Origin of the sequence: Streptomyces sp. SudanB182_2057 (assembly GCF_964272715.1) — a bacterium.
Classification (GTDB): Bacteria; Actinomycetota; Actinomycetes; order Streptomycetales; family Streptomycetaceae; genus Streptomyces; species Streptomyces rubradiris.
The window spans coordinates 86,281-109,303 of sequence record NZ_OZ186800.1 but is presented as its reverse complement, the minus strand read 5'-3'; the positions used below and the strand labels follow the sequence as shown (position 1 = coordinate 109,303).

At 70.8% G+C, this 23,023-nt stretch carries 21 protein-coding genes; 10 read left to right on the top strand and 11 right to left on the bottom strand.

Translation table 11 applies throughout. From position 1 onward, the window contains the following. Positions 1–691 precede the first annotated feature (691 nt). Both ACSURM_RS39485 and ACSURM_RS39480 read left to right on the top strand, forming a co-directional pair. Positions 692–3,214 carry a Helicase associated domain protein gene (locus ACSURM_RS39485; protein ID WP_436961542.1) on the top strand — a complete coding sequence of 841 codons (2,523 nt, stop codon included), beginning with the start codon at positions 692–694 and terminating at the stop codon, positions 3,212–3,214. After that, entirely contained in the window at positions 3,214–3,510 is a 297-nt protein-coding gene (locus tag ACSURM_RS39480; RefSeq protein ID WP_436961541.1) for a hypothetical protein, read from the top strand. The genes ACSURM_RS39485 and ACSURM_RS39480 overlap by 1 nt, the downstream gene beginning before the upstream one ends. Before the next feature lie 1,431 nt (positions 3,511–4,941). On the opposite strand, the gene ACSURM_RS39475 is transcribed toward ACSURM_RS39480, so the two are convergent. Together ACSURM_RS39475 and ACSURM_RS39470 are read right to left on the bottom strand one after the other, a co-directional pair. Further along, a complete protein-coding gene (locus tag ACSURM_RS39475; protein WP_436961540.1) occupies positions 4,942–5,289 on the bottom strand; it encodes a peptidase inhibitor family I36 protein in 348 nt (115 codons plus the stop codon). 573 nt (positions 5,290–5,862) lie between these two features. Continuing rightward, positions 5,863–6,675, bottom strand: coding sequence for a hypothetical protein (locus ACSURM_RS39470; protein ID WP_436961538.1), 813 nt, complete (start codon positions 6,673–6,675; stop codon positions 5,863–5,865). A 454-nt stretch (positions 6,676–7,129) separates the two neighbouring features. Between ACSURM_RS39470 and ACSURM_RS39465 the strand changes: the two genes are divergently transcribed. Beyond that, complete coding sequence (locus ACSURM_RS39465) at positions 7,130–7,840, top strand: GmrSD restriction endonuclease domain-containing protein (protein WP_436961536.1); 711 nt, start codon at positions 7,130–7,132, stop codon at positions 7,838–7,840. A gap of 219 nt (positions 7,841–8,059) precedes the next feature. On the opposite strand, the gene ACSURM_RS39460 is transcribed toward ACSURM_RS39465, so the two are convergent. Beyond that, complete coding sequence (locus tag ACSURM_RS39460) at positions 8,060–9,547, bottom strand: replication-relaxation family protein (protein WP_436961535.1); 1,488 nt, start codon at positions 9,545–9,547, stop codon at positions 8,060–8,062. Between the two features lie 299 nt (positions 9,548–9,846). On the opposite strand from ACSURM_RS39460, the gene ACSURM_RS39455 reads away from it, so the two are divergent. From ACSURM_RS39455 to ACSURM_RS39445, 3 genes are all read left to right on the top strand, one after another. Then, a complete protein-coding gene (locus ACSURM_RS39455; protein ID WP_436961534.1) occupies positions 9,847–10,278 on the top strand; it encodes a hypothetical protein in 432 nt (143 codons plus the stop codon). A 427-nt stretch (positions 10,279–10,705) separates the two neighbouring features. Then, positions 10,706–11,314 (top strand): TetR family transcriptional regulator, encoded by a 609-nt coding sequence (locus ACSURM_RS39450; protein ID WP_436961533.1) that lies wholly within the window; start codon positions 10,706–10,708, stop codon positions 11,312–11,314. Between the two features lie 2 nt (positions 11,315–11,316). Continuing rightward, the gene (locus ACSURM_RS39445; RefSeq protein WP_436961531.1) at positions 11,317–12,273 is read left to right on the top strand and encodes a hypothetical protein; all 957 of its coding nucleotides are present in this window, start codon (positions 11,317–11,319) and stop codon (positions 12,271–12,273) included. A gap of 456 nt (positions 12,274–12,729) precedes the next feature. On the opposite strand, the gene ACSURM_RS39440 is transcribed toward ACSURM_RS39445, so the two are convergent. Next, positions 12,730–13,155 (bottom strand): RICIN domain-containing protein, encoded by a 426-nt coding sequence (locus ACSURM_RS39440; protein ID WP_436961529.1) that lies wholly within the window; start codon positions 13,153–13,155, stop codon positions 12,730–12,732. A gap of 769 nt (positions 13,156–13,924) precedes the next feature. Here ACSURM_RS39440 and ACSURM_RS39435 point away from each other — a divergent pair. Continuing rightward, entirely contained in the window at positions 13,925–14,119 is a 195-nt protein-coding gene (locus ACSURM_RS39435) for a hypothetical protein (protein WP_436961527.1), read from the top strand. Positions 14,120–14,199: 80 nt separating this feature from the next. Here the strand turns inward: ACSURM_RS39435 and ACSURM_RS39430 are convergent, their stop codons facing one another. The 3 genes from ACSURM_RS39430 to ACSURM_RS39420 all read right to left on the bottom strand — a co-directional run bounded on the left by ACSURM_RS39430 (position 14,200) and on the right by ACSURM_RS39420 (position 16,826). Further along, positions 14,200–14,619 carry an SRPBCC family protein gene (locus tag ACSURM_RS39430; protein WP_436961525.1) on the bottom strand — a complete coding sequence of 140 codons (420 nt, stop codon included), beginning with the start codon at positions 14,617–14,619 and terminating at the stop codon, positions 14,200–14,202. Positions 14,620–14,669: 50 nt separating this feature from the next. After that, positions 14,670–15,680 (bottom strand): aldo/keto reductase, encoded by a 1,011-nt coding sequence (locus ACSURM_RS39425; RefSeq protein WP_436961523.1) that lies wholly within the window; start codon positions 15,678–15,680, stop codon positions 14,670–14,672. 372 nt (positions 15,681–16,052) lie between these two features. After that, the gene (locus ACSURM_RS39420; RefSeq protein WP_436961522.1) at positions 16,053–16,826 is read right to left on the bottom strand and encodes an SDR family NAD(P)-dependent oxidoreductase; all 774 of its coding nucleotides are present in this window, start codon (positions 16,824–16,826) and stop codon (positions 16,053–16,055) included. 548 nt (positions 16,827–17,374) lie between these two features. Here ACSURM_RS39420 and ACSURM_RS39415 point away from each other — a divergent pair. Continuing rightward, positions 17,375–17,824, top strand: coding sequence for a hypothetical protein (locus ACSURM_RS39415; RefSeq protein WP_436961520.1), 450 nt, complete (start codon positions 17,375–17,377; stop codon positions 17,822–17,824). 502 nt (positions 17,825–18,326) lie between these two features. On the opposite strand, the gene ACSURM_RS39410 is transcribed toward ACSURM_RS39415, so the two are convergent. Then, entirely contained in the window at positions 18,327–18,674 is a 348-nt protein-coding gene (locus ACSURM_RS39410; protein WP_436961518.1) for a hypothetical protein, read from the bottom strand. Beyond that, positions 18,671–20,416, bottom strand: coding sequence for a MobF family relaxase (gene mobF / locus ACSURM_RS39405; RefSeq protein WP_436961545.1), 1,746 nt, complete (start codon positions 20,414–20,416; stop codon positions 18,671–18,673). Before mobF ends, ACSURM_RS39410 begins: the two co-directional genes overlap by 4 nt. A gap of 218 nt (positions 20,417–20,634) precedes the next feature. Between mobF and ACSURM_RS39400 the strand changes: the two genes are divergently transcribed. Both ACSURM_RS39400 and ACSURM_RS39395 read left to right on the top strand, forming a co-directional pair. Further along, positions 20,635–20,838: a hypothetical protein gene (locus ACSURM_RS39400; protein ID WP_436961517.1), complete on the top strand. Its 204-nt coding sequence runs from the start codon at positions 20,635–20,637 to the stop codon at positions 20,836–20,838. A gap of 218 nt (positions 20,839–21,056) precedes the next feature. Continuing rightward, entirely contained in the window at positions 21,057–21,350 is a 294-nt protein-coding gene (locus tag ACSURM_RS39395; protein ID WP_436961515.1) for a hypothetical protein, read from the top strand. A gap of 34 nt (positions 21,351–21,384) precedes the next feature. Here ACSURM_RS39395 and ACSURM_RS39390 read toward each other — a convergent pair whose 3' ends face one another. Both ACSURM_RS39390 and ACSURM_RS39385 read right to left on the bottom strand, forming a co-directional pair. Then, positions 21,385–22,290 (bottom strand): Ku protein, encoded by a 906-nt coding sequence (locus tag ACSURM_RS39390; protein ID WP_436961513.1) that lies wholly within the window; start codon positions 22,288–22,290, stop codon positions 21,385–21,387. A 193-nt stretch (positions 22,291–22,483) separates the two neighbouring features. Beyond that, positions 22,484–23,014, bottom strand: coding sequence for a hypothetical protein (locus tag ACSURM_RS39385; RefSeq protein WP_436961511.1), 531 nt, complete (start codon positions 23,012–23,014; stop codon positions 22,484–22,486). Between the last annotated feature and the right edge of the window lie 9 nt (positions 23,015–23,023).

The following is a 23,023-nucleotide window of genomic DNA, read 5'->3' as shown; positions in this document are numbered from 1 at the left end:
GGGCTTCGCCCGAAGAAGCGAGCCAGGGCGCTCCGCGCCCTGGCCGCTCCCGCTCCGCGTGAGCGGATGCGGCTCGCTCCGCTCACCGCCAGGGCGGCACGCGCTCCGCGCGCCCCGCCAACCGCAGCGCACCCGGCCCGCGTTGCGGGCCGGGGCCGGCCTCCGGCCAGACCAGTGGCCTCCGCTGCGCTCCAGCCACCCGCCGCCCCGCCCCCTGACCTGACGTCACCCGCCGTACCACCAGGTGTGCCACGCTTCGCGCGGCCCACCCACGGGCCTGACGGCCCGAGCAGCAGCAAGAGGAAGGGGAGGTGACAGGTAGTCGGGCGGGTGACGGAAGCTCAGGGCCGACTACCCAGAGGGGCGGACCGAATTGAGGGGGCGTCAAGGTCCCGGATTGGCTGGCGATAAGGCAAGACTAACAGCTTTGAGCCACGTTCGGGGGAATCTCGGCACTCTTTGTGCTTCATTTCTGAGTTCAAGATAGACTCTGGACTCAGAGCACACCGCCCCGGATCGCTCCGGAGGGTTATCGAGATCCACCCGGCCGCCTCGCCGGTGCTCCGGTAGGGCGGATCAACCAGCCGATCGCGTCAGACCAACCGTAGTCCTTGAGGCTCCTCTACGTGCAGGTTTCCCGTTTTCCGCCGCTCGAATCGACCGGACGGCACCGCAGGAGAAGGCAGGCGATATGTCGAGCACAGACCGCGCTGATCAGCGCGAGGCAGCCCAGCGAGAAGCCATTGACGCGGTCGTGCGTGCCCTCGAATTGCCTGCTAGATCACTTGTGCCCGAACGAGGGCTTCGAACGCAGGTGATCATGGCGACCGGGTCCGGGAAGACCCGGGTGGCGGTCCGCAGCGCGGAGGAGCTCCACGCGGGCCGTGTGCTGGTGCTCGTGCCCTCGCTGGACCTGCTGGCGCAGACCGAGGCCGCGTGGCGGGAGGGGGGCCGCCGGGGGCCGATGATCGGGGTGTCCTCGCTGCGGGGTGAGGAGGTGCCCTTCCCCAACACCACGGACGTGGATGAGCTGGTGGAGTGGACGCGGGGCCTGGAGAAGGTGACCGTGTACGCCACGTACGCCAGTCTCGGGCTGGGAACGCTGGAGCGGGCGCACGCCGGGGGCCTTGCGGCCTGGGACCTGATCGTGGTGGACGAAGCCCACCGCGTTTCGGGCCGGATCGGGAAGCCGTGGGCGGTCGTCCACGACAACCAGAAGATCCCGTCCCTGCGCCGTCTGTACATGACGGCCACGCCCCGGCTGTGGCAGCTCGGGGACGAGGACGCGGCCGGCGCACCGGGCGAGCTGGTCGCGAGCATGGAAGACGACCCTGAGGGCCCCTTCGGCAGCCGCTGTTTTACGTTGTCGCTCTCGGAGGCCATCGATCGGGGAATCTGTGCCCCCTACCAGGTCGTATGCGTGGACGTCACCGACACCGCGCTCCAGGCCGCGCAGCTCCTCGGTGCCGAAGGCCGCTCGGCAGAGGTCCGCGGGGCGCGGCTCGCCGCTCTGCAGACCGCCCTGGTGAAGGCGTCGGCGGAGGAGGGCTTCCGGCGCACGCTGGTCTTCCACCACCAGGTTCGCGAGGCCGAGGCGTTCGCGGCCGGCCTTCCGGATGTCGCCGCGCAGCTGCACGCCTCCGACCCCGAGCTGTACCCGAAGACGATCTGGGCGGACTGGCTGTGCGGCGACCACAAGCCGCTTCACCGCCGTCGGCTGCTCGGCGAGTTCGCGGCCGGGATCGCCACGGACGGCACCGTGGTGGAGAAGTGCTTCCTCAGCTCGGTGAAGGTGCTGGGCGAGGGCGTCGACACCAGGAACTGCGACTCCGTGTACTGGGCTGACGTTCGCGGCTCGATGCCCGACCTGGTCCAAGCCGTGGGGCGGGCGCTGCGGATGCAGCCGGGCGAGGGGAAGATGGCCAGCCTGGTCGTGCCGGTCCTGCTCGGGCCCGGGGAGACGGCGGACAACATGCTGACCTCGCGGGCGTTCGGCGGGCTGGCGAAGCTGCTGGAGGCGCTGCGGGCGCACGACGCGCGGATCGTGGAGACCCTGGCAGAGCAGCAGGCCCCGAGCCGCTACAAGCCCGTCAGCAAGGACGAGAGCGGCAAGAGCACGGGCGGGAGCGGCGAGGGCTCCGGCGGCATCAGCGCCCCTGCCAAGGCCCTGCTGAAGTTCTCCACGCCCCGCGACCCGGCCGCCCTCGCCGCGTTCATCAACCTGCGGGTCCTCAACCCCGAGCACGAGCACTGGCGGCGCGGCGTGGAGGCCGCTGTCATCTACGCACGGCTGCACGACGACTTGAAGGTGCCGTTCACGTTCCGCGTGCCCGCCGTCGAGGACCAGGAGGCGGAAGGGGAGGGGTGGCCGGCCTCGCTCGCCGGGTTCCCGCTGGGGCAGTGGATCGCCGACGCTCGCCGGTTCTACGCCCGCGGCGACATGGACGAGGACCGCGTCGCGCAGTTGGAGAAGCTCGGCATGATCTGGTCGCACTTCGACGTCGCGTGGGAGGAGGGTCTCGCGGCCGCGCGCGGGTGGGCGGCCGAACACGGGCACCTCCTGGCCCCGCTGGACGCCACCTACCAGGGGTACCGGGTGGGCATCTGGCTGAAGAACCAGCGGGCCGCCGCCCGGAAGGCGCAGGAGATCGCGCAGCGGCGTGCGGAAGGGCTGCCGGTGGAGTCGTCGGCCGGGGCCCTGTCGGACGAGCGGCGCGAGCAGCTGGAGGAGATCGACGCGTCTTGGTGCCCGAGCTGGCCGGTGACGTGGCAGCGATGCTTCCACCTGGTGCGGATGCACCTGGACGCCGGTGAGGCGCTGCCCACCGAGGCGGGCGCCGTCGTGCGCCAGGGCGAGGATCTCGGCCGGTGGGTGCAGTCGGTGCGGCTCGGGTGGGATCAGCTCACGACCGTGCAGCAGTGGCTGTGCGAGCAGGTTCTCGGGATCGAGCCCGCAGCCGAGGAGGAGAAGCCGCCGCCGCGCCGTACGCAGGCCGACAAGTGGGCGATGAACTACGAGGCCGCCCGCCAGTTCTACAAGCGTGAGGGGCACCTTCAGGTTCCCAGGAAGTGGGTTGAGCGGATCGTCGGCGAGGGCCAGGAGGTGCGGGAGCACAAGCTGGGGGCCTGGATCGGGAATCAGCGCTCCCGGGCGGCGACGCTGTCCCCGGAGCGGGTGGAGCTGCTGTCCGCGATCGGGATGCGGTGGTCTTGATGGACGTCGTCGTCATCGCGGCCGTCGCGCTCGCGGCCGGCTATCTGCTCGGGCGGCTGCGCCCGTGGCAGCGGCTGGGCGACTGGGCGGCCGATCAGGTCCGCTTCACCGGGGCGTGGGTCCGGGGCGGCGCCGGCCGCCAGGCCGTCGTCGTCCTGGTCCACGCCGTCACCGCGCCGCGCACCAGCTGGCGCATCATGCGTGCCCCGGCCACCGACGCCCCGGTGCCGGTGCCCGTACGCGATCCGGACTGGGTCGCCAACCGCACCCACCACGACAAGGGAGGGACCCCGTGAGCACCGAGCAGCACGACGCCGACGCGTACGGCCAGGAGCTGGCCCGCATCAGCCACCACCAGCACGAGGCCATGGCGGCGCGGTTCACGGTCTTCCAGGCCCTGGCCGCCGCAGGGATCGGACACGAGCAGGCCGACGACATCGTGGCGAAGCTGGAGGCCGGGGCGGTAGCCGGCGCCCACACCTGGATCTCCGAGAGCACCGCCCCGCACGGCTCCGAGCCGCGGTTCGAGGACGGCTGGCACGCCGGAGTCCGCGACGTCGCCAGTTACCTGCTGCGCATCGCCGACACCACCGCCACCACGGGACGGGGGCGCGCCGCGTCCAGCGCCATGTTGGCCGCCCACCTTCAGCGGCCCGACTCCCCCTGCTCGGCTCGGCGGCCCGCGACGAACACCACCCCGTACACTCCCCCGACACCTTCAACCCCACCCGCACCGACACACCCCCACTCCTCGCCTTCGGCGCCGGCATCCACTACTGCCCAGGCGCCCCGCTCGCCCTCCACCTCACCCAGCGAACCATCACCGCTCTCACCACGTCCTGCCCCCGACCAGCCCTCCGCACCCCGCAGACCGACACACCCGCCCACTGGCCCGCCAACACCGCCCTGCGCAGCCCCCAACACCTACGCATCACCTGGTAGCCCCACAAGACCACCCCCAGGCAGCCTCCAGCAGCGCGGCCTGACAGCGCCAACTTCACCCCCATCGGCTACCAAGCACCCCTGCTGCTCACACCCGGAACCCCACCAGGACCACCAAGCGCAACTCCCGGCCCACACCGCCCACACCACCGCCGCCGCACGGCTCTTCGCCGGCGACCAGCCACTGGTACCGGTCACCGGCGATACGAACTCCCGGCGAACGACCTCCCTACGACGGCCTCTGGATCCGGTGCGCCGACAGCCGGCAGCAGGACCGGGGCGGGTCGACGGCAACCTGCATGGTCGTCGGCCCGCCACGGGTAGTCCTCAAGCTGGCCCGAGCAGGCCGGCGACGGTGGCGGCTGCCGGAACGGCGTCAGCCCACTCCAGTGAGCTGCCCCGGGCGAGAACGGCGCCGGATGGTGGCGTTCGCGTGCAAGCAGCGCGGGTCCGGCAGGACGGTACGGCCATGCCTCGTGTCGCTCTGCCGACGGGACATGAGGCTGGTCTACAGTCCGTCGTTCGGCCGTTCGATGCCCGACAGAGCCAAGCTCAGCTTCCAGGCCATCGGCTGACCGCCCCTGCGGCCGGTCCACCGTCGTCACCATGTCGCCATGGGGCCCTCGCCCTCTGAACGGCGAGGGCCCCACGGGCTGCGGGAGGCTGCCCAGCCGGTATCTCCCCGACAGCCGGTCACGAATCTCATATGACCCATGCCGGCAGCACCGCCACCGGCGCTTCGGGTCCCGTGCCGACCGGTACACCGGGGCCGGCGAGCGACAGGACTACTTCCAGCTGAGGAGCCGGTCGGAGGTCTCGACATCGCCGGGCTCGAGGGCGACGGCGAACTGCTGGCAGTTGGTGTCGCGGTAGAAGTTCCAGGGCTGGTCGTCGTTGTTGAACACGGTGCGTGCCGCGGGCCGGATGCCGGTGCACAGGTAGTCGGGGAATCGGGGGTTGTTGTAGACGGACATGGTGCCGGTGAAGTCGTAGCCGGTCCAGAAGCAGACGTAGCCCTCGGGGCAGCGGTCGTTGGGAATGGCTGACGCCGTCGAGGCGGGCGCCAGACTCGCTGCCAGTACACCGGCGACAGCCAGGGCACGGACGAGGGACTGGAGCTTGGTGGAGCGCATGGTTCCTCCTGTATCGGGGGGGCAGTTGGTGGTCCGGCTTCTGGAGGAGCGGGACCTTCTTCGTGCGGGTCTGCGAGCAGATCTGGTGGTGTTGGCCGCCCAGGGGTGACTACAGGCACCCCCGAGGCAAGAGCCCGGGCGCGCGGGGCAACTCGCCCGACTGGCCCAGCCCGTGGCGGCATCCGGCGCGGTGACGCACGGCTTAGAACTAGCCGACGCCGTTGCTGGGGTGGACCGCTCGAAGCCCGCCGCGGCGGTGAGACCGGTTCACCGCCGGCCAGGTACTTGCGGACTGTCTTACGGTCAAGACCCGTCTCCCGGGTGATCTCCGGCAGGCTCATCGTCCCGGTTTCGAGCAGGCCACGAAAGCGCCGCAGTTCCATCCCGCGATGCGGATCAAGGACCATCGTCAACCGTCCTCTGTCACCCGAACCGGCTGAGCAGCAGGGTGCCAGGTACCGGCACTCAACATGTCAGGAACTGTCCGCGTTCACCCGTACGCGGTTGGGGATGTTCAGGTGTGCCCCGGTCGGCGGCGGCCCGGGCCCGGCTGCCTTGTGTGCGCGATGGTGCCTAGAAGACGCGGGGCTGGGGGGTGGGCGTCGTCGGCCGCGTCGCGCCACGGCCGATGACCTGGAAGCTGAAGGGACGGTCGGCCCAGTCACCGCGATCGTGGCCGGTGGTGATGACCGTGTGGCCGGTCTCGATGACGTTGACGTGAGTGTTGTCCAGCATGCGCCAGCCTTCACCGCGGATGTTGGCGGTGACACTTGGCACAGCGGCGAACGGGTGCTGGAACTCGATACGGTAGCGACCGGTGTCGTCCTTGAAGACGTAGAAGTTGCCACTGCCGCTGTGTACGTCGCCGTTCGCGTCGATGTCGCCCCACACCAACTGCACCCCCTTGAGTCCGCTTGTCTCCGCCTCCGACCCGTTTCCGCCGCCGTTGGAGGGGTCGGGTGTTCCCTTGGTCCGGGTGAGGTGAAGGGCCTGGCCGTAGTCGTTGCGCAGCCAGATGCGGCGGTTGTCGGCGACGTTTTCCAGGTCGAGGTTGTCGAACCCGTGGCCGCCGGGTTCGACGTTGACCCAGACGCGTTCGATGCACCAGCCGTCGGTGCCGGTGAAGCGGATGTAGACCGGGTAGCGGTCCAGGTCGGCGGTGGTCAGTTGCGGGCTGCGCGGGTCGTTGTACTGCGCTTCGGCGACGTTGGCGTCCTCACCGAAGACGTAGGTGTCGGTGGTGCCCCGCTGTTTGTCGGTGGCGTCTGCGATTTTCAGGACGAACTCCCTGCCGGCGATGCCCAGGTAGGCGGTGCCGTTCCTGGTCTGTGCCTCGGGGACGTCGGCGTTCTTGATGGTTGCGGTGATCTTCGTGATGTCGGCCATGACGGGCCTTTCTCTTTCCGTGGGCACGCAGAGGCATGCCAATGCCCTCGCGCGGGTGGAGTAGATGTCGGGAGCGGTGTCGGCGCCCGCTGTGGCCGTGCCCCCGGTCCGGTCCCCAGCCCCGGACCCGCAATCACGGTCTGCGCCGTCACGCCGCACGATGCGCGGCCGGCGCCGAAGTGCTGAAGTGCGCCGCCGTGCACGGCGCGTGCTCCGAGCGCACTCCCGGCGGTCACTCACGTACAGCATTGCCATGCACGCAGCAGGTAACCAGCCATGCGGAATCACTCGCTCCGAGAACGCTCCCCCGGCGCGCGCCCGGCGCGCACACCCGTCTCACCTGCCGCTACCGGCACGCCCTTTGGTGTGGTTTCGGCACCACCTGAGACGGAAAGCAAGCCGGGCCTGCCGGTATCCCGGAGACCGGACACCGACGAGACAGGGGAGCCACCCCATGCACCACCTCGTACGCCGTAGCGCCCTGGCCGCGGCAGCCCTGCTGGCCGTCCTGGCCACTTCTGCGGCGACCGCGCCCGGGCCGGCTGCCGCCAGCGGTTCCCACCCGGACGCGGCCGCGCCCGCACACCCGGCCCAGACGAAGGCCGTCACCGTGCCGCTGCGGACGGCCATCACCCGGCTCGACGTGGCCGCGGAAGACCGCACCGGCTATGAGCGGAACAAGTTCGGCCCCGGCTGGATCGACGCCGACCGCGACGGCTGCAACACCCGCGCCGAAGTCCTGCTCGCCGAAGCCGTCACCCCGCCCACCGTCACCGGCCGCTGCTCCCTGGACGGCGGCAGCTGGTACAGCTGGTACGACCACCAGACGGTCACCCTCACCGACATCGACCACGTCGTCCCGCTCGCCGAAGCCTGGGACTCGGGCGCCAGCGCCTGGACGTACGACAAGCGCGTCGCCTACGCCAACTATCTCGACGACCCCCGGCACTTGGAGGCCGTCAGCCAGCACTCCAACCGGCAGAAAGCCGACCAGGACGTCACTACATGGCTGCCCGTCGCCTCCGAGCACTGCAAGTACATCAGCTACTGGGTGCCCATCAAACTCACCTGGAACCTGTCCGTCGACCAGGACGAACTCCAGACCCTCAACCGCCTCGCCGCCGGCTGCCCCAACACCCCCATCACCTACACCCCCGTCCCCTAGGCCCGCTGCGCCGGGCGCACGATGTGGACATCCGCCCGGCGCGTGACCTACCCACCGCGGCAGCCCTGCCGAGCAATCCGGGGGCCAGCGCTGTGCACCGTGCCACCACCCGCGCGGCGGGCACTGGCGGCCACCGAGGCGACCGCCGCTGCCCGGCGCCTCGTGAGGCAGTGCGCTCAGGAAAGCGTTCCCAACCACCCTGGCCCCCGAGCCCGTCTGTTACCGGCGGCGCCCGATGCCGAACCCGCTGCGGGGCTTCACGGCCGGCGCTTGGGCTGCCGCGCGTTCGGCTTCCTCCGCCTGGTGGCGCGCGGCGCGCTCAGCCTCCGCACGGTCGGCGGCCTGCGTCGCGCACGGCCCGCACAGCCGGTCCCATGCGCCGGGCCACGAGGACCGCTTGGTCTCCTGCCAGCGCTCGTCGGTGAACTTGATGCCGCACTGCGTGCACACCGGCCGCTGCGCCTCCCGCTCCGCGGCCTCGCGCTCTGCCTGGCGCCAACGGGCCTCGCGGAGCTGGACCTGGTACAGCCGCTCGCCGTCGGGATTGTCCAGAGCCTGGGTGAGGGTCTGCCACTCATCGCGCCCGAGCCTGCGCCACACCGCACCCGCGGCCCCGGCCGGGTAGGCGGTGATCCGCTCCAGCTCGGTGACGACCACGGGCACCGCCTGGTGGTAGTCGACCGACGTGAACCCTGCGCCCCGGTGCGGGGTGCCGGCGAAGTAGCAGCGGGCGGCCTGCTCCAGGCGCCGCATCCGGCTGGCGCGCTGCGCGGCGGTCTTGCCCGTGAACACGAACGCCACCGGCACGTACCCCTCCCGGCCCGTCGCCGGGTAGAGGCGCGACCACAGCCGGAAAGCGTGCACCGCCGCCCCGTTGTGGTGACGGGCCACCATCTCCTTGTTCGCGTCGGCCTTCGGCGCCAGGAGCTCGAACCACTCGTGGTAGCGGCGCAGCTTGTCCACCAGGACGTCGACGGGCTCGGTGACCCGGTCGACCTCCACGAGCATCGCGGGCACCCCGGCGTCCGGCGCGCGCATCGTCAGGTCGGCGTACTGGGTGTACCCGTACGGGAGCTTGTGAGCGATCTCGGTCTGCCAGGACAGCGGCGTGCCGTAGCCGGCCCCGGTGAGCACGGCGGCGGTCGAGGTGACGGCAGCGGCGTGTTCGTCGTAGCCGTCGGCCTGGACCGGCCGGCCTTCGTCGTCATGGTCCAGCTTGCGCAGCGCGGAGAGGCGCACCGTCTTCGGCAGCAGCAGCCTGGCTTCCTTGTGGCCCTTCTCGGTGAGCACCCACAGCTGGTGTCCCGACTGCAGTCGCGTCTCCACCCGGACCAGGCCCGACTCCTTCAACGCGTTCAGGGTGTCGCGGGTGATCCGGTCGTGCCGGTCGGCGGGACGCAGCATCCGCCACAACTGATCGGCGGTCGCCCGCTGGAAGATCCCCAGCGCCTTCAGTACTTCCTTGCGTCGTGCTCCGGTCGGCTTCCAGACCTGTGCCGGCCTAGGAGGGTTGTCGAACGCGTCGCGGAGCCTTGACGTGCGGGGCTGGCCTGCGGATATGCGCCGGGTGGGCGAAGTGGCCGTGGAGGGGGCGATGGAGGGGCCCGTGGAGGGGGCCGGCGGGACCTGGTCCACGCCGTCGCAGGGTCGGCAGTCGCGGGCGGCGCGGTCCTCGTGGGTGGGGTCGGGCGTGTGGTCGGTCGGCACGGTGTCCTCGGTTTCTCCGGCCGGCGGGCCGGGTCGGCGGTCGTCCGGCCCGCACGCGGATCTGCGCACGGGCCGAGACCACCGTGTGAAGCCACCCCTTGACCGCGGTCTGACGGCCACCAACAACCGGCGCCCGATTCCTCCTTGACCGCCCCTTGCAGTCTGAGTTTGTCCGTGACCGGAGTCACGCCCGGCCCGCGTCCCGGAGCGCGGACTGTATCCACAGGGCCGGGCGCGCACCGTAAGGGCGATCGGCCGGGCGCACCAGGCACCCGGCCAGCGAACAGCAAGGAGCCGTCATGGAGACGATGTCGCCCAAGGTGCCCCAGCTCGCGCCGGAGCAGATCCTGCGGGCCTGCGACTCCGTGGAGCTGGTCTGGCAGGAGCAGGGCAGTAAGGAGGAGAAGGCCGCGCTGGAGGAGTTCCACGCCGACGGCCCGGAGCTGGCGCGGCTGATCGGTGAGTTCGGTGCGCTGCTGCTGGCCGACTACCTCGCCGTCGTGCCCGATGAGCACGCCGACTGCGAGTCCGCGTACGTCGCCGGGAAGCTGGCGACGGTCGCGGGCCGGTATCTCAAGCGGTGGTGCCTCGCGAGCGGGGCCGGGGCGCACACCGCGTGGATCGCCGCCGGGTTCCTAATCGAGTGCATGCAGGAGGTCGACCAGGTCCACCAGTTCCTCGCCGACGTCCGCCGCGACGCCAGCGCGGGGCGGCCGACGGCTGCGACCTGAGCCGGACCGGCCGGGACCGCGCCCCGGGACGGTGATCTCTCCTCCCCCGGGCGCCGCCCGTTTTCGATGGTGATGTCGTAGGTAGCGGAGGCGGACAAGGGGGTGCACGACCTGCAGTGGACGGTGGAACGGGCGGCGCCCACTCCCCCGCCGTGCCGCTATCCATTCCCACCCGGTGCCGTCGATCGGGTGGAGTCCACCCCGTCCGGCCACCGGGTGCGGTGGAGTCCACCGTGTGGAGTGCACTCCCGGTGCAGTGGTGCGCTCGGTGCGGTGCGCTGAGCCTCCGCCAACTTGAAGAAACAGGTCACGGGGATGGTGTGACGGCCTTCCGTGCTGGTTGTGGGTGGCAGTCCGCGGAGAAGATCATCTGTCAGTGAATCGAATGGCATACCGAGTTCGCTTTTGAACCGAGTATGATTATTGGGTGGCAGGTCTTCGCGAGCGCAAGAAGGAACAGACCAGGCAGCGGATCGCTGCGGCGGCGTTGCGGCTGTTCGCCGAGCGCGGTTTCGATGCAGTGACGGTCAACGAGATCGCCGAGGCCGCCGAAGTGGCCAAGGCGACGCTCTTCGCGTACTTCCCGACCAAGGAATCACTCGCCCTGAATGGTGTGGGCGGCGACGACCTGGCCGGGATTGTCGCCCGGCGCCCGGCCGACAAGACCTTCCTGGACGCGCTACGAGCGCACTATCGTGCGTTCGCGGCCGGACAGATGCCAGATGCGGGCCTTGACGCGCTGCTCGCTCGCGTGCGTGTGATCCAGGACAGCCCGGCACTGCTGAACGCGGCGAACGGCTTGCTCTACCAGCAGCGCCAGGCATTGGCGCAGGTTTTGACCGACGAGTACGGCCCCACGGCAGCCGCGCTCATGGCCGCCCAGATCGCGGCGTCCCTGCTCACTCTCCAGGAGACATACTTCCAGCGCCTGCTCGGCGGCACCTCCGCCCAGGACGCCGGCCGCGCTCTGGCCCGGGACGTGGAGTTGGCCTTCGACCTGCTGGAACACGGACTCACTCACGCTGAAGGGCACTGACGTTGCGCGCACGAGGCATCAACTACGACACCGGAACCTTCCCTGGCCACCTGCTCACCCGAAAGACCTTCGATCCCGAGCAGGTCCGGCACGAGATGGCCGCGATCGCCGACAGCCTGCACTGCGACGCCGTGCGCATCTCCGGCGGCGACGCCGAGCGGCTGAGCATCGCAGCCCGGCATGCAGCCGATGTCGGCCTCGAAGTTTGGTTCTCCCCGTTCCCGGCCGATCTTCCCCCGGGGCAGGTCCTGGCGTTCTTCGCCGACTGCGCGCAGCGCGCGGAGGCCCTGCGACAGGAGGGCGCCCAGGTGGTGCTCGTCGCCGGCTGCGAGCTCAGCGCCTTCGCCCACGGCTTCCTTCCCGGCGACACCTACCTCGACCGCCTCCATGCCATGGCCACCGCCGACATCCAGTGGTGGACCTCCCTCGGGCCGGTCCCCGAACGCCTCAACACCTTCCTTGCCCAAGCCGCGACGACGGTCCGCGCCCACTTCGGCGGGAGGATCACCTACGCATCCGGCCCCTGGGAGCCCGTCGACTGGGGCCCGTTCGACCTGGTGGGCATCGACGCCTACCGAACCGCGCAGAACGCCGACACCTTCCGCATCCACCTGCGCGAGGCCCTCTCCCACGGCAAGCCTGTCGCTGTCACCGAGTACGGCACGTGCGCCTACCGCGGCGCGGGCGACCTCGGTGGCATGGCCTGGCAGCCACCGCAAGGAGCGATCCCGGACGAGGACGAGCAGGTCCGCTACCTCAACGAACTCCTCGACACCTTCGAGGAAGAAGATGTGGATACCGCGCTGTGGTTCTCCTTCGCCAACTACGACAAGCCCCGAGACCGTGACATCGCCTCCTACGGCGTCGTGCGCATGCTCGACGAGACCCGCTGGGAACCGAAGAAGGTCTTCCATGCCATGAGCACCAGATATCAACGGCCAGATGGCCGCCCCAACTGACGTGACTCCCCTCGGGTGGATCCTCACGGTGGGCTCCGTTCTCCGGGCGTCACGCCGCCCACCGGGTGGGCGGTGGAGTCCACCGTGTCCACTCACCGGAAGTAGCGGCGGCGCAGGCGCGCGGTGCGCCACGGGTTCGGCCGGCCGCCGGGATACTGCCGGGAGCGGCGCGGGACCGGCCGCGGCTTCGGCGACGGGTACAGCGCCGTCCGCAGCCGGCTGGCGTCGGCCAGGTGAGTCCGGAGTCGACGCCGGCTATCTCCATCACCGGGCACAGGCCCGGCGTCACCTAATGCTGCACGGCGCCCAGTCACCCCCGCCCCACAAGCCCCGAAACCACCAGCAGACGCCACCCGCCCGTACATCCACGTACCGCTCACCCACCTGACGGCCAAGGACGCCTCCTCCCTCCCGCAGCAGTTGGTATAGAGGCCGGGGAGAGGGGGAGGTCACGGATCAGCCGAGGCGGAACTGCTGGTGATGTCCGTCGCCGCCGGGCCACTGCACCAGATCGGTGCCGTTGTCAGTGCTCTCACCGTTGACGGACAGGTACTGGTCGCTGTGGCGGTTCTGCAGGGCGAAGTAGCCGTTGTCCTTCTGAACCAGACGCCACTGCTGATGCGGTCCGGTCACCTGGCCCCACTGGATGACCTTCGCGCCGTTGGCGGTGCTCTCGCCCTCCACCGACAGGGCCTTGCCGCTGTGCACGGCGCGTACCACGTAGTAGCCGCCGGTCGTCGCCTCCAGGTTCCACTTCTGGTGGTCGCCGCCCTGGAACGGCCACTGGATGACGGCGGTGCCGTCATCCTTCTTCTCCCCGTTGACAGACACGGCCTTCTCACTGTGCCGGGCGATCAGCGCGGCGGTGAACACAGCGGACATCAGACTCGCTTCCTCCCATGAGGCTGCCTTCTGAAGCGGCAGGCCGAAGCTGAACGGAACATCAGTGATCTTGACGTCACCCGTGACGGACAGCGCCCGGAAGAAGTCCAAACCACCCTTTGGGGTGAAAGTAGCTACGCATTTTCGGTTGGTGTGTGATCAGAATGCGTCACGGCGCCCGGCTGGCCGCAGACTGCTGAAGCAGGCGGCAGGCGCCGCCGGTCGTGCCTGATCACAGGCGAGTGGTGAAGCGCCCATCGGGCAGTTTGCACAGCCAGCCGCAGTCAACAAGTCGGACAAATCTTCCACGTAACGGTTCCAGCTCGGACCGCACGGTGACGTCGATTCCCAGCATCTCGCCGACCTGCCGAGCCATCACCAGTCCTGCGGCTTGCCGTACTGCGGCAAGAAGGCGCTGGTAGTCCCGCGGGAGGGTGGTCTCCTCGGCGGAGACTCACTCACTGGACAATGTCCGGCATCGTCACCGCAGCCAAGCGGTGAAGTGCCGCAGCTGGCGCGGGGGGGGGGGGGGGGCGGCGCGCGGCCGCGTTGCCGATCCGGTTCTGCCGGGGTCGGGGCCGGCGCGACTGCCCGGCGGCAAGGTGGCGCTGTCCGGCGGCCTTCAGCCGCCCGGGCGGTCTCCGGCTGGGGGCCGCTTCCAGACCGGCTGCCACCCAGGGATACATCGGACTCGGGCTCCTGGTCCTCGTCGAGCTGACCTTGCCGAAGCGCGCCCGGGCCCGTACCCGGCGGAGCTACGGTGCTGCCCATGCCATCAGAACTGACTCCGGACCAAGTCCTGCGTGTGATCGCCACCCTGGAAGCGGCATGGGACGGTGACGACGACGCCCTGGCCGCGCTGACGCGCGGAGGGAGCGGCGAGCAGCCGCTGGCCGTTCTGGTCGCCGAGTTCGGCGAGAGCCGGCTGCTGAGACCCCGGCATGTCCTGTATCCCTCCCCATGATCGGCTCCATGTCCTGGGCGCACCGCGGCCCGGGTAAGCGGGGTGCGTACCCGGGCCGCGCGGTGGGTGAGCTTGGAGTGTCAGGTGGAGAGGGTCTTGTGGAGGGCGTCGAGGCCGTCGCGGTAGATCCCGGTGAACAGCTCGACGACCTCCGTCTCGGTGGCGTTGTCGGGGTTGAAGCGGCCCGACCACTGCACCTCGGCAACGTCGTCACGGCCGGGGACCGTGTGGACCCGGATGGTGGAGACGTAGCCGTTGACCGGGAAGGGCGCCTGGAGGATGGCGTAGCTGTAGTGGCGCTCGGTCTCGTTGAAGTCGACGAGGCGTTCGATGATCACTTCGCCCTCGGGGTTCTTCAGCCGGCGTACCCGGCCGCCTTCGAGCGCGGTGCTCTCGGGGATGTAGGGGAGCCAGTCGGGCAGGGCGTCGAAGCCGCCTATGAGGCTCCACACCTTCTCGGGCGAGGCGGGCACGATGCGGCTGACGGAAGTGGAGGCCATGGTCTTTCTCCTGGATTCTGGGACCGGGTGAGAGATTCGGGGTGGGTGGGTCAGGCGCCGTTGGGGAGGGGGGCGGCGGGGCTGACCAGGCCGGCGGCGCGCAGGTCGTACCAGAACGCGGCCGGGATCTTCTCGTCGAGGGCGGCGATGTCCTCGGCGATGCGGCTGGGCTTGGTGGCGCCGGGGACGACGGCGTCGGCCACCGGGTGGGCCAGGGAGAACTGCAGCGCGGCGGCCTTGATGGAGATGCCGTGCTTGGCGGTGAGCTCCTTGATGCGGTTGACCTTCTCGATGATCTCCGGCGGGGCCTGCTGGTACTCGAAGTGGGCGCCGCCGGCGAGGATGCCGGAGCTGTAGGGGCCGCCGACGACCATGCCGACGTTCTGTTCCTGGGCCATGGGCAGCAGGCGCTGGAGGGCGTGCTCGTGGTCGAGGAGGGTGTAGCGGCCGGCGAGGAGGAAGCCGTCGGGCCGCGGCTCGTCGAGCGCGAGGGTCAGCTCGATGGGCTCGGTCTTGTTGACGCCCAGGCCCCACGCCTTGATGACGCCCTCGTCGCGCAGGCGGGACAGGACGCGGAAGGCGCCGGTGCGGGCCTCCTCGAACTTCTGGATCCAGGCGTCGCCGTGGAAGTCCTGGGCGATGTCGTGCACCCAGACGATGTCGAGCCGGTCGACGCCCAGGCGCTTCAGGCTGCCCTCGATGGAGCGCTCGGTGGCGTCGGCGGTCCACTCGTGGACGATCTTGTTCGGGTTCCCGTGCTCGAAGATTCCGCCCTTCTCGCCGAGGTCGCGAGCGCCCTCCTCCAGCTCGTCGAGGATGACGCGGCCGACCTTGGTCGACAGGACGTACTCGTCGCGGGGCTTGGTGGACAGGACCTGGCCCAGGCGCTGCTCGGAGAGGCCGGCGCCGTAGAAGGGGGCGGTGTCGTAGTAGCGGATGCCCTGGTCCCAGGCGGCCTCGACGGTGGCGCGGGCCTCCTCGTCGGGGATCGCGCGGAACATGTTGCCGAGCGGGGCGGTGCCGAAGCCGAGCTGGCCGGGAAGGAGGTTCTTGAGGGTCATGATGGTGCCTTTTCGATCGGTGTCTCCGTGCCGGGGGCGTCCCTGACACGGGAGGGGAGGCACGGGAGGGATCGGGTGCCTCTGTGGGGGCTGCCCTGCCGTACGGGGCCGTGTCACTGGATGCACGGCGGTCCTCCGTCAGGGCCGGGACGCCGCAGCAATGATTGCGTGAGCGCCTTACAGGCGTAGACAATAGTTGCAGACGCGGGGTAAATGCAAAGGGGGTCCCGTCAGGCGTTCCGGCCGATGCGAGTGCAGCAGGCACGCGGGGCCAGTGACGGGGGCGCTTCCAGCCCCACCGCGGTACGGACGGGCCCGCAAGCCGAAGGCGCCTGTGCGGTGACCGTCTCGGCCCCATGCCAGGCGCCCGCCTCACGGGAGGATCGTGGGGACGAGGCCGCCGTCGACACCGAGCGCCCTGCCCGTCGTCGCCGAGGCCTGCTCCGACGCCACGTACGTGACCATGGCGGCCACCTCATGGGGACGGATCAGGCGCTTGAGCAGGGAGCCGGCCGCCCGGTTCTCGGCCAGATAGCGCCGCTCCTGCTCGTCAGCGTCGAGACCGGGATACAGCTCGTCGAACATGGCCAGCACGCCGTCACTCATCGTCGGTCCCGGCAGCACACAGTTCACCGTCACCCCGGTACCGGCGACCTCCTGGGCCATGCCGCGCGACACGGCCAGCTGCGCCGTCTTGGTCATCCCGTAGTGGGCCATGTCCGTCGGCGTCTGCACACCCGCCTCACTGCTGACGAAAATCACGCGGCCCCATCCCCGCCCGGCCATCCGCGGTGCGTAGTGGCGCGCCAGCCGCACACCGGAAAGCACGTTGACTTCGAAGAGGCGCAGCCAGTCCGCGTCGGTGATCTCGAAGACCGGCCTGGTCTCGAAGATGCCGGTGCTGTTGACCAGGATGTCGACATCCGGCAACTGCCGGATCAGCTCGGCCGTCCCCCCGGCCGTCCCGACATCGGCCGCGACACCCCGCCCGCCGATCCGCTTGGCGGCCTCGGCGACACGGTCGGCATTACGGCCGTTTACCACGACATCGGCCCCGGCGTCGGCCAGCGCCCGTGCCGTCGCCTCCCCGATCCCCGCCGTCGAACCGGTGACCAGCGCGGTACGTCCACTGAGATCGATCCGCATCGGGTGAACACCTCTCCAGAAGTGACAGCGGCCCATCGCCGTCTCCGACTCGCGCCCGCAGCCGCACCGGCACCCGTCCGGACCCGGGGCCAACCGGGACCGATCCATGGTGAGTGGAAATCGCCTGGTGCGGTGAAAGCGGCCATGGCGAGGAACCAGGCTCTAACCGATTCTTCGGCAGGTCGGCGAAGCCCGCACCTCGCCGGTACTCTGCTCGGCTCCCGGACTCTCGCCCGCTGCCAGCCCCTCGACAGCGGCCTGGACGCACCGGTGGCCCCGGCCCAGCGCAAGACCGACGCGAGTACGAGCACACTCACGAGGTGGCCGTCGACGTCGCCCGGGACAGCGCCGGACGGTGGCGACACCCCGTCCGGCCGCACCGCATCCGCACGGACGTCGACGTGGCACAGCCCCGATTCGTCCCGTTTCGATCAAGGGGGAGAGCTTTCCTCCGTCGGCGGCCCGGACTCTGTCCACAGGGCCGCAGTTCGAGCATCGGGCTCGAGGCCGCCGCGATCAGCAGGGCGGCCCGACGATGAGGAGCCACCATGACCGAGAACACCGTCACCACGCCGCTCGCCCCGATGGAGCTGGACGACGTCGCCGACGCCTTCGCCTACATCCGGGCGCTGCAGGCCGGGGACATCGACACCGCCTGCGCGGTCGCCAACGACACGGGCCCCGAGCTGCGCCGGCTGCTCCTGGACGTCGCCGCGCGCATCGTCATCCCGGTCACCGCCGTGGACGACTGCGACGGGGAGCCGTGCGCGCACTCCTTCCTGGCAGCAGCGCTCGGGCGACTGCTGCTGGAGGTCCTGTGCCACGCCGACGGCGCCTGCCTGGCCTTCTCGCCGGGCATCGCCCGGACCATCATCCGCTTCACCGAGAACATCCTCACCGAGGACCACGGCGACGTCGCCGACGTCCTGTGCCAGTTGGAGGCCGCGGGGATGAAGCAGGCGCTAGAGGCGGACCCGGCGCACCGCACCACCAGGTAGCCGCACCTCCAGGACTGCGGTGGTGCGGTGCGCACCGGGACCGCACCATTGCCATCCGCACCGCTGCCGGGCACCACACCGCACCGAGGCGCGGCGCACTACAGCCGGGGCGCCTTTATCACACGCCCCCTTGACCGGGACCTGCTCGCCAGCGGAAACCGGCAATGGCAAGGGGAAACGTCGCGGTAGCGGAGCCGGTCAAGGGGGTCGCGCGCGTCCGACCACACCCGACGGGGGCACACCGGTGCGGAGCGTCGGGTGTGGCGCACCGGCGCGCGAGAGTACCGGACATCGCCGGAGTGGTGCGGTACCGGACGCGGTAGCGCACCATCGCAGTGCGCACCACGGTGGAGTCCACCGTCGTCCGGCACACCGGAGAGTGGGCTCCACTCGGTGGAGTCCATCGGGTGGAGCCCACTGAGTGGAGCCCACTCGATGTCTGCATCCGGTGGCGATGCGCGGCGTCGGGTGGACTCCACTCAGTGGACGGTGCCGCCCATCCTCACCCCAGCCAGGCGCCTGAGTGCCGCAGCCGGGACAGAGCCCGCGCATCCCGGCGCGCGGCCGCGTTGCCGATCCGGTTCTGCCGGGGCCGGGGCCGGCGCGACTGCCCGGCGGCAAGGCGGCGCCGTCCGGCAGCCTTCAGCCGCCCCCGCTGCCTGCGCAGCTCTGCCTTCTTCGCCGCCTTCGATTTCGGCTTGCGGGGCCGCTTCCAGACCGGCTGCCATCCCAGCGACTCGGCGGCCCCGGGCTCCCGAACCTTGTCGAGCGCGGCGGCCATCTTCGCGCGGGCCGCTTGGGCGCGGGCGAGGGCTTCGTCGGGGTGGGGGCGTTCTTCCGGGGTGCTCACGCAACTCCTCCTGTGGTCGGTGTGTGCCGGGTGCCGGGCTGCGGGGTGTGCGGCTGTGGGGCTGTCGCCGGGGCGGGCCGCGGCCTGGGGCCGAAGGCGAGGGCGCGCTCGCGGATGCCGTCCTGGAGCTCGGCGGCGACGGCTTCGAGCGTCCGGCGCGTCTGCTCCACCGTGCCGACGCCGGTCTCCTGCTCCAGGAGGCGGCCGGCCTTCCGGCCGGTGCGCAACGGCCGCGGGCGCGGCCTCGAGGCGGCTGGCACGGCGACGGTGCGCGGCCGGGGGCGGGAGCCGAGTCGGTCCGCGCGGCGCACGGCCTGAGCCCGGGTCCTCAGCGCGTCGGCGGCCAGGCGGGCCCGCTCGTACGGCGGGACGGTCCGGTTGCGGGTCAGCGGACGCAGCACGGTTTGGTCCTCGGTGTCACGCGGGTAGAGGGCGCGCAGGTCGGCGGTCATCTTTCGGCCGCGTCCGGCGGGGCGGGTGTAGTCATCGACGACTGTCTGCACGGTTCTCTCGTCCAGGCCGGGCTGGTGTGGCCGGCCGCGCAGGACGTAGGAGAGGTGGCGGCGGGCTTCGGCGAGCAGGTGATGGCGCGCGAAGGCGCCACGCATCACGTACACCACGGCGACGGTGTCCACGGCGGCCAGGACGACGTCGACCACCGGCCGCACCCGCGCCCACACCGCCGCGGCCGCCGCCCGCGCCCGCTCAGCGAGCCGGTAGACGGTGCAGGCCCCGAACGCCCGGATCGCCGAGGAACGCCACCGTTTGCGCAGCTCGGTCAGCGACAGCAGCTCCGTGCGCTTGGGCAGGCGGGTCTGGTCGGCGGCCTGACAGGCCAGCGCGTAGGAGACCTGCTCCCCCGGCGCGTGCCCGTGCCTCTCCTCGTACTTGACGGTGAGGACGGGCAGCGCGTCCTCGATCTGCTGGCGACGGGTCGACTGCCAGCCGATCAGCCGCCGGTCGATCCCCGCGATCTCCATGACGGGCCGGCGGCCCGGGGTCACCTCGCGCGGCTCCCACGCCCACCCGAGCCGGGCCGTCACCTCCTCCATGAAGTACAGGGTGTAGAGAGTGTCGGCGGCGACGATGTGGGCCAGCATTGAATCCGCCGACAGGTTGCCCCACTTCCCGTCGTGCGGCCGCCGGGCGCGGATCGACACCACCGCGTGATCGTGAAGAAGTGGCCTCGATTCCGTGGCTCTGGACTCGTAGTGCCTAAAGACCGCGACGATCAGACCGTCCTTGACCCGGGCCCGGCGCTTGCCGCCAGCCTTCCAGCGGATCTGGGCGACCGACTCCTCCAGCCACGCCAGCGTCTTGTCCCGGGCGATGTCCTGGCACAGCTCCAGCACCAGCCGGGTCCCGTCATCTCCGAGCGCCCACGCGATGTGGGCCGTCGACGGGGCCCGGAACACCAGGTCCATCGCCAGCCACGGCGTGCGCTCCTTCGCCTTCTCCGTCTTCGGGGAGCGGTTGTGCTCGATGGGCCTGCCCAGCACGGTCGCCCGCCGGGCACGGGCCGGGCTCTTGCCCTGCGCCAGGAGCTCGCGTTCGATCCGGTCGGCGTCCGGGTGCCGGCCCTCGCCCAGGAGGAGTTCGGCCTGCCGCTCGGTCACCACGTCCCCGGCCGTCAGGCCGAGCGCGGCCAGGCCCCGGCCCTTCCACACGCCGGGCGGGACGCCGGCCTCGTCCTGGGCGGCGCGCAGCGGCGTGCCCGCCCGGCGGTGGCCGTCGCCGACCATCACGCCTCGGAAGAGGTAACGCGGCCCGGCCCCCGGGCGCACAGGCGACATGCTGATCACCAGCCCATGGAACCCCGGCGCTGACCTGCACAGAAGCGTGATCCGAGGCCGGTCCCGCCGGGCGGGAGCACATCACCAACTCTTTACCGGAGCGCCCGTCAGGCGGGCCGCCGGGCCAGCCCGAGACGGTAAGCCACCGACCTGTGCACTCTCCCCGCATGGAAATCATTCGAGCCGGAATCGGCTGTCCCCTCTGCCCCACGACCACCGAGGAGTTGGTGTACCTGGTCCTCAGCGCCCAGTCGCCCTTCCCCCAGCGAGAGCACGTCAAGGACCGCTGGTGCCCCGCCGGCTGCCACCTGCTCCACCACGACCGCTGGAGGAAGAAGATGCCGCCGCTCCCCGGCGACGAGGACGCCTGACGACGCCGTGCGAATACTGCGCCGCGACCACAAGAGCACCACCAGCCTCAAATTTGTACTTTCGCGGACTGCACGGTCCTTGAGCGTGCACCACCGCACCACTTCCCCGACCACGCACCACGACTGAGCACTACGTCACCGACGCCCTTCAACACGAACAGCCACCCCCGCCCCTGGCCGCCCGGCCGGGGGCTTCGTGCTTCCCGGAGGAGTTCGCCGTGCCTACGTACGAGGCCTTGCCCCGCTTCACCGCCGACCTGAACCGCCTCACCACCGAACAGCGCCGGGCCTTCCGCCAGGCCGTCAACGCGTTCGTCGACGACCTGCGCGCCGGGCGCACGTTCCGCCCGGGGTTACGGATTAAGGGTGTGCGCCTCATGCCCGGGGTCTACGAGCTGACCTGGAGCGGTGGCGGGCGGGCCACCTGGTGCTACGGGCCGGAGAAGGTGCGCGGCACGCAGCACATCGTCTGGCGGCGCATCGGAGGCCACGACATCCTCAACCAGCCGTGAACACGGCGTCGTCGCCGTCAACCGCGTCGTCGGGTCAGGCGCTGCGCGGTCGGCGGCCCGCCGTCTTCTTCGCCCCGGTCTGCTTGGCCGGCTGCTTCTTCGTGGCCGTCTTCTTCTTCGGCCGCGGCAGCTCGTGCACGTCGGCCGGACCGGCGTCGCCACGGGAGGCCTTCGCCTTGGACACCGACTCCTGCAGAGCGGCCATCAGGTCCAGCACCTGGGCCGGCTGCTCCGGCTCCTCCACCGCAGGCAGGGGCTTGTCCTCCCGTTTCGCCTCGATGATCTGGGCGATCGCCTCGGTGTAGCGGTCGGTGAACTCCGGTCCCTCCAGGGCGTCGACGGTCATGGTGTCCATCAGGGCGAGCGCGCCGGCGATCTCGTCTTCGGAGACCTCGGTGGGTGGGGGCAGGAGTTCGGTGGGGTCGCGGATCTCGTCGGGCCAGCGCATGGCGTGCAGGACCAGGACGTCGTCGCGCACCCGCAACAGCCCGAGGCGCTCGCGGCCGGACCAGGCGTACTTCGCGACGGCCACCTTCGCCGAGCGGGACAGGGCCTTGACCAGCAGCTTGTACGGCTTGGCCGCGACCTGGCCGGCGGGCTGGAGGTAGTAGCCCTCGGCGATCCGGATGGGGTCGACCGACTCCAGCGGCACGAACGCGTCGATCTCGATCGCCTTCGCGGTCGGCAGGGGCAGGTTCGCGAGGTCGTCGTCCGTGATCGGGATGACCTGGGTCTTGGTCAGCTCGTAGCCCTTGCCGATCTCGTCCTGGGGGACTTCCCGGTCCTCCAGCTCGCATACCTTGCGGTAGCGGACCCGGCCCTGGTCGGGCAGGTGGTACTGGTGGAAGTGGATGCTGTGGTCCTCGGACGCGCCGACCACGTTGATCGGCACCGTGACCAGGCCGAAGGTGATCGCGCCGGACCAGATCGTTCGGGGCATGGCACACCTCTCCCACTCACCCCGAGCACCACCAGGTTATGAACCCCTCCGGGGTCCCGCACGCGCTCCAGGGTGACGAGGGTTGCTGTGGCAGCTGACCACACGGCGTGCGGGGTCCCGCCGACGATCGGGCGCCGGCGGTCCGGCCGGGGGTGGAAGGAGGACGGCGCGGTCAGGGCCGGTACGGGGGTGTTCAGCAGGGGGGTCTGGTCAGGCGGCTGGTCGGTGACGCTCGCTTCGGGCAGCTGGGGAAGGGGCTGTCGTCGTGCCGGTCGGGTCCGGGAGTCCGGGCAGGCCGTGGGGGCTGGCGGGCTCGGCGTGTTCTGGGGCCGGGGGGTTGGCGGGTCTGGTGGGTGCGGCGGGCGGTGGCCAGGAGGGCGGTGACGCGGGCGGGGTCGGTGCCGGTGACGGTGGCGATGCGGTCGATGCTCAGGCGGAGGTCGTCGTGGAGGAGTGCGGTGTCCTCGGCCGGGGAGGGGGTGCGGCCGGCGCGGCGGGCGACGGCCCGGGTGTGTTCTTGCCAGGCCCAGGCGGAGGGGCGCTGTCTGGTCATGAGCCAGGTCCAGTTGCTGGCGATGAGGTCGAAGGTCTGGGTGACGCTGAGCTGGGCTTCTTCGTGTGGGAGGCGGGCTGCGGCGTAGGCGTGGTAGGCGGGGCGGTGCAGGTCGTAGAAGGCGTAGAAGGCGGTGGTGAGTACGGCTGCGGCGGGCGGCGCGGGCTTCATGGTCCTTCC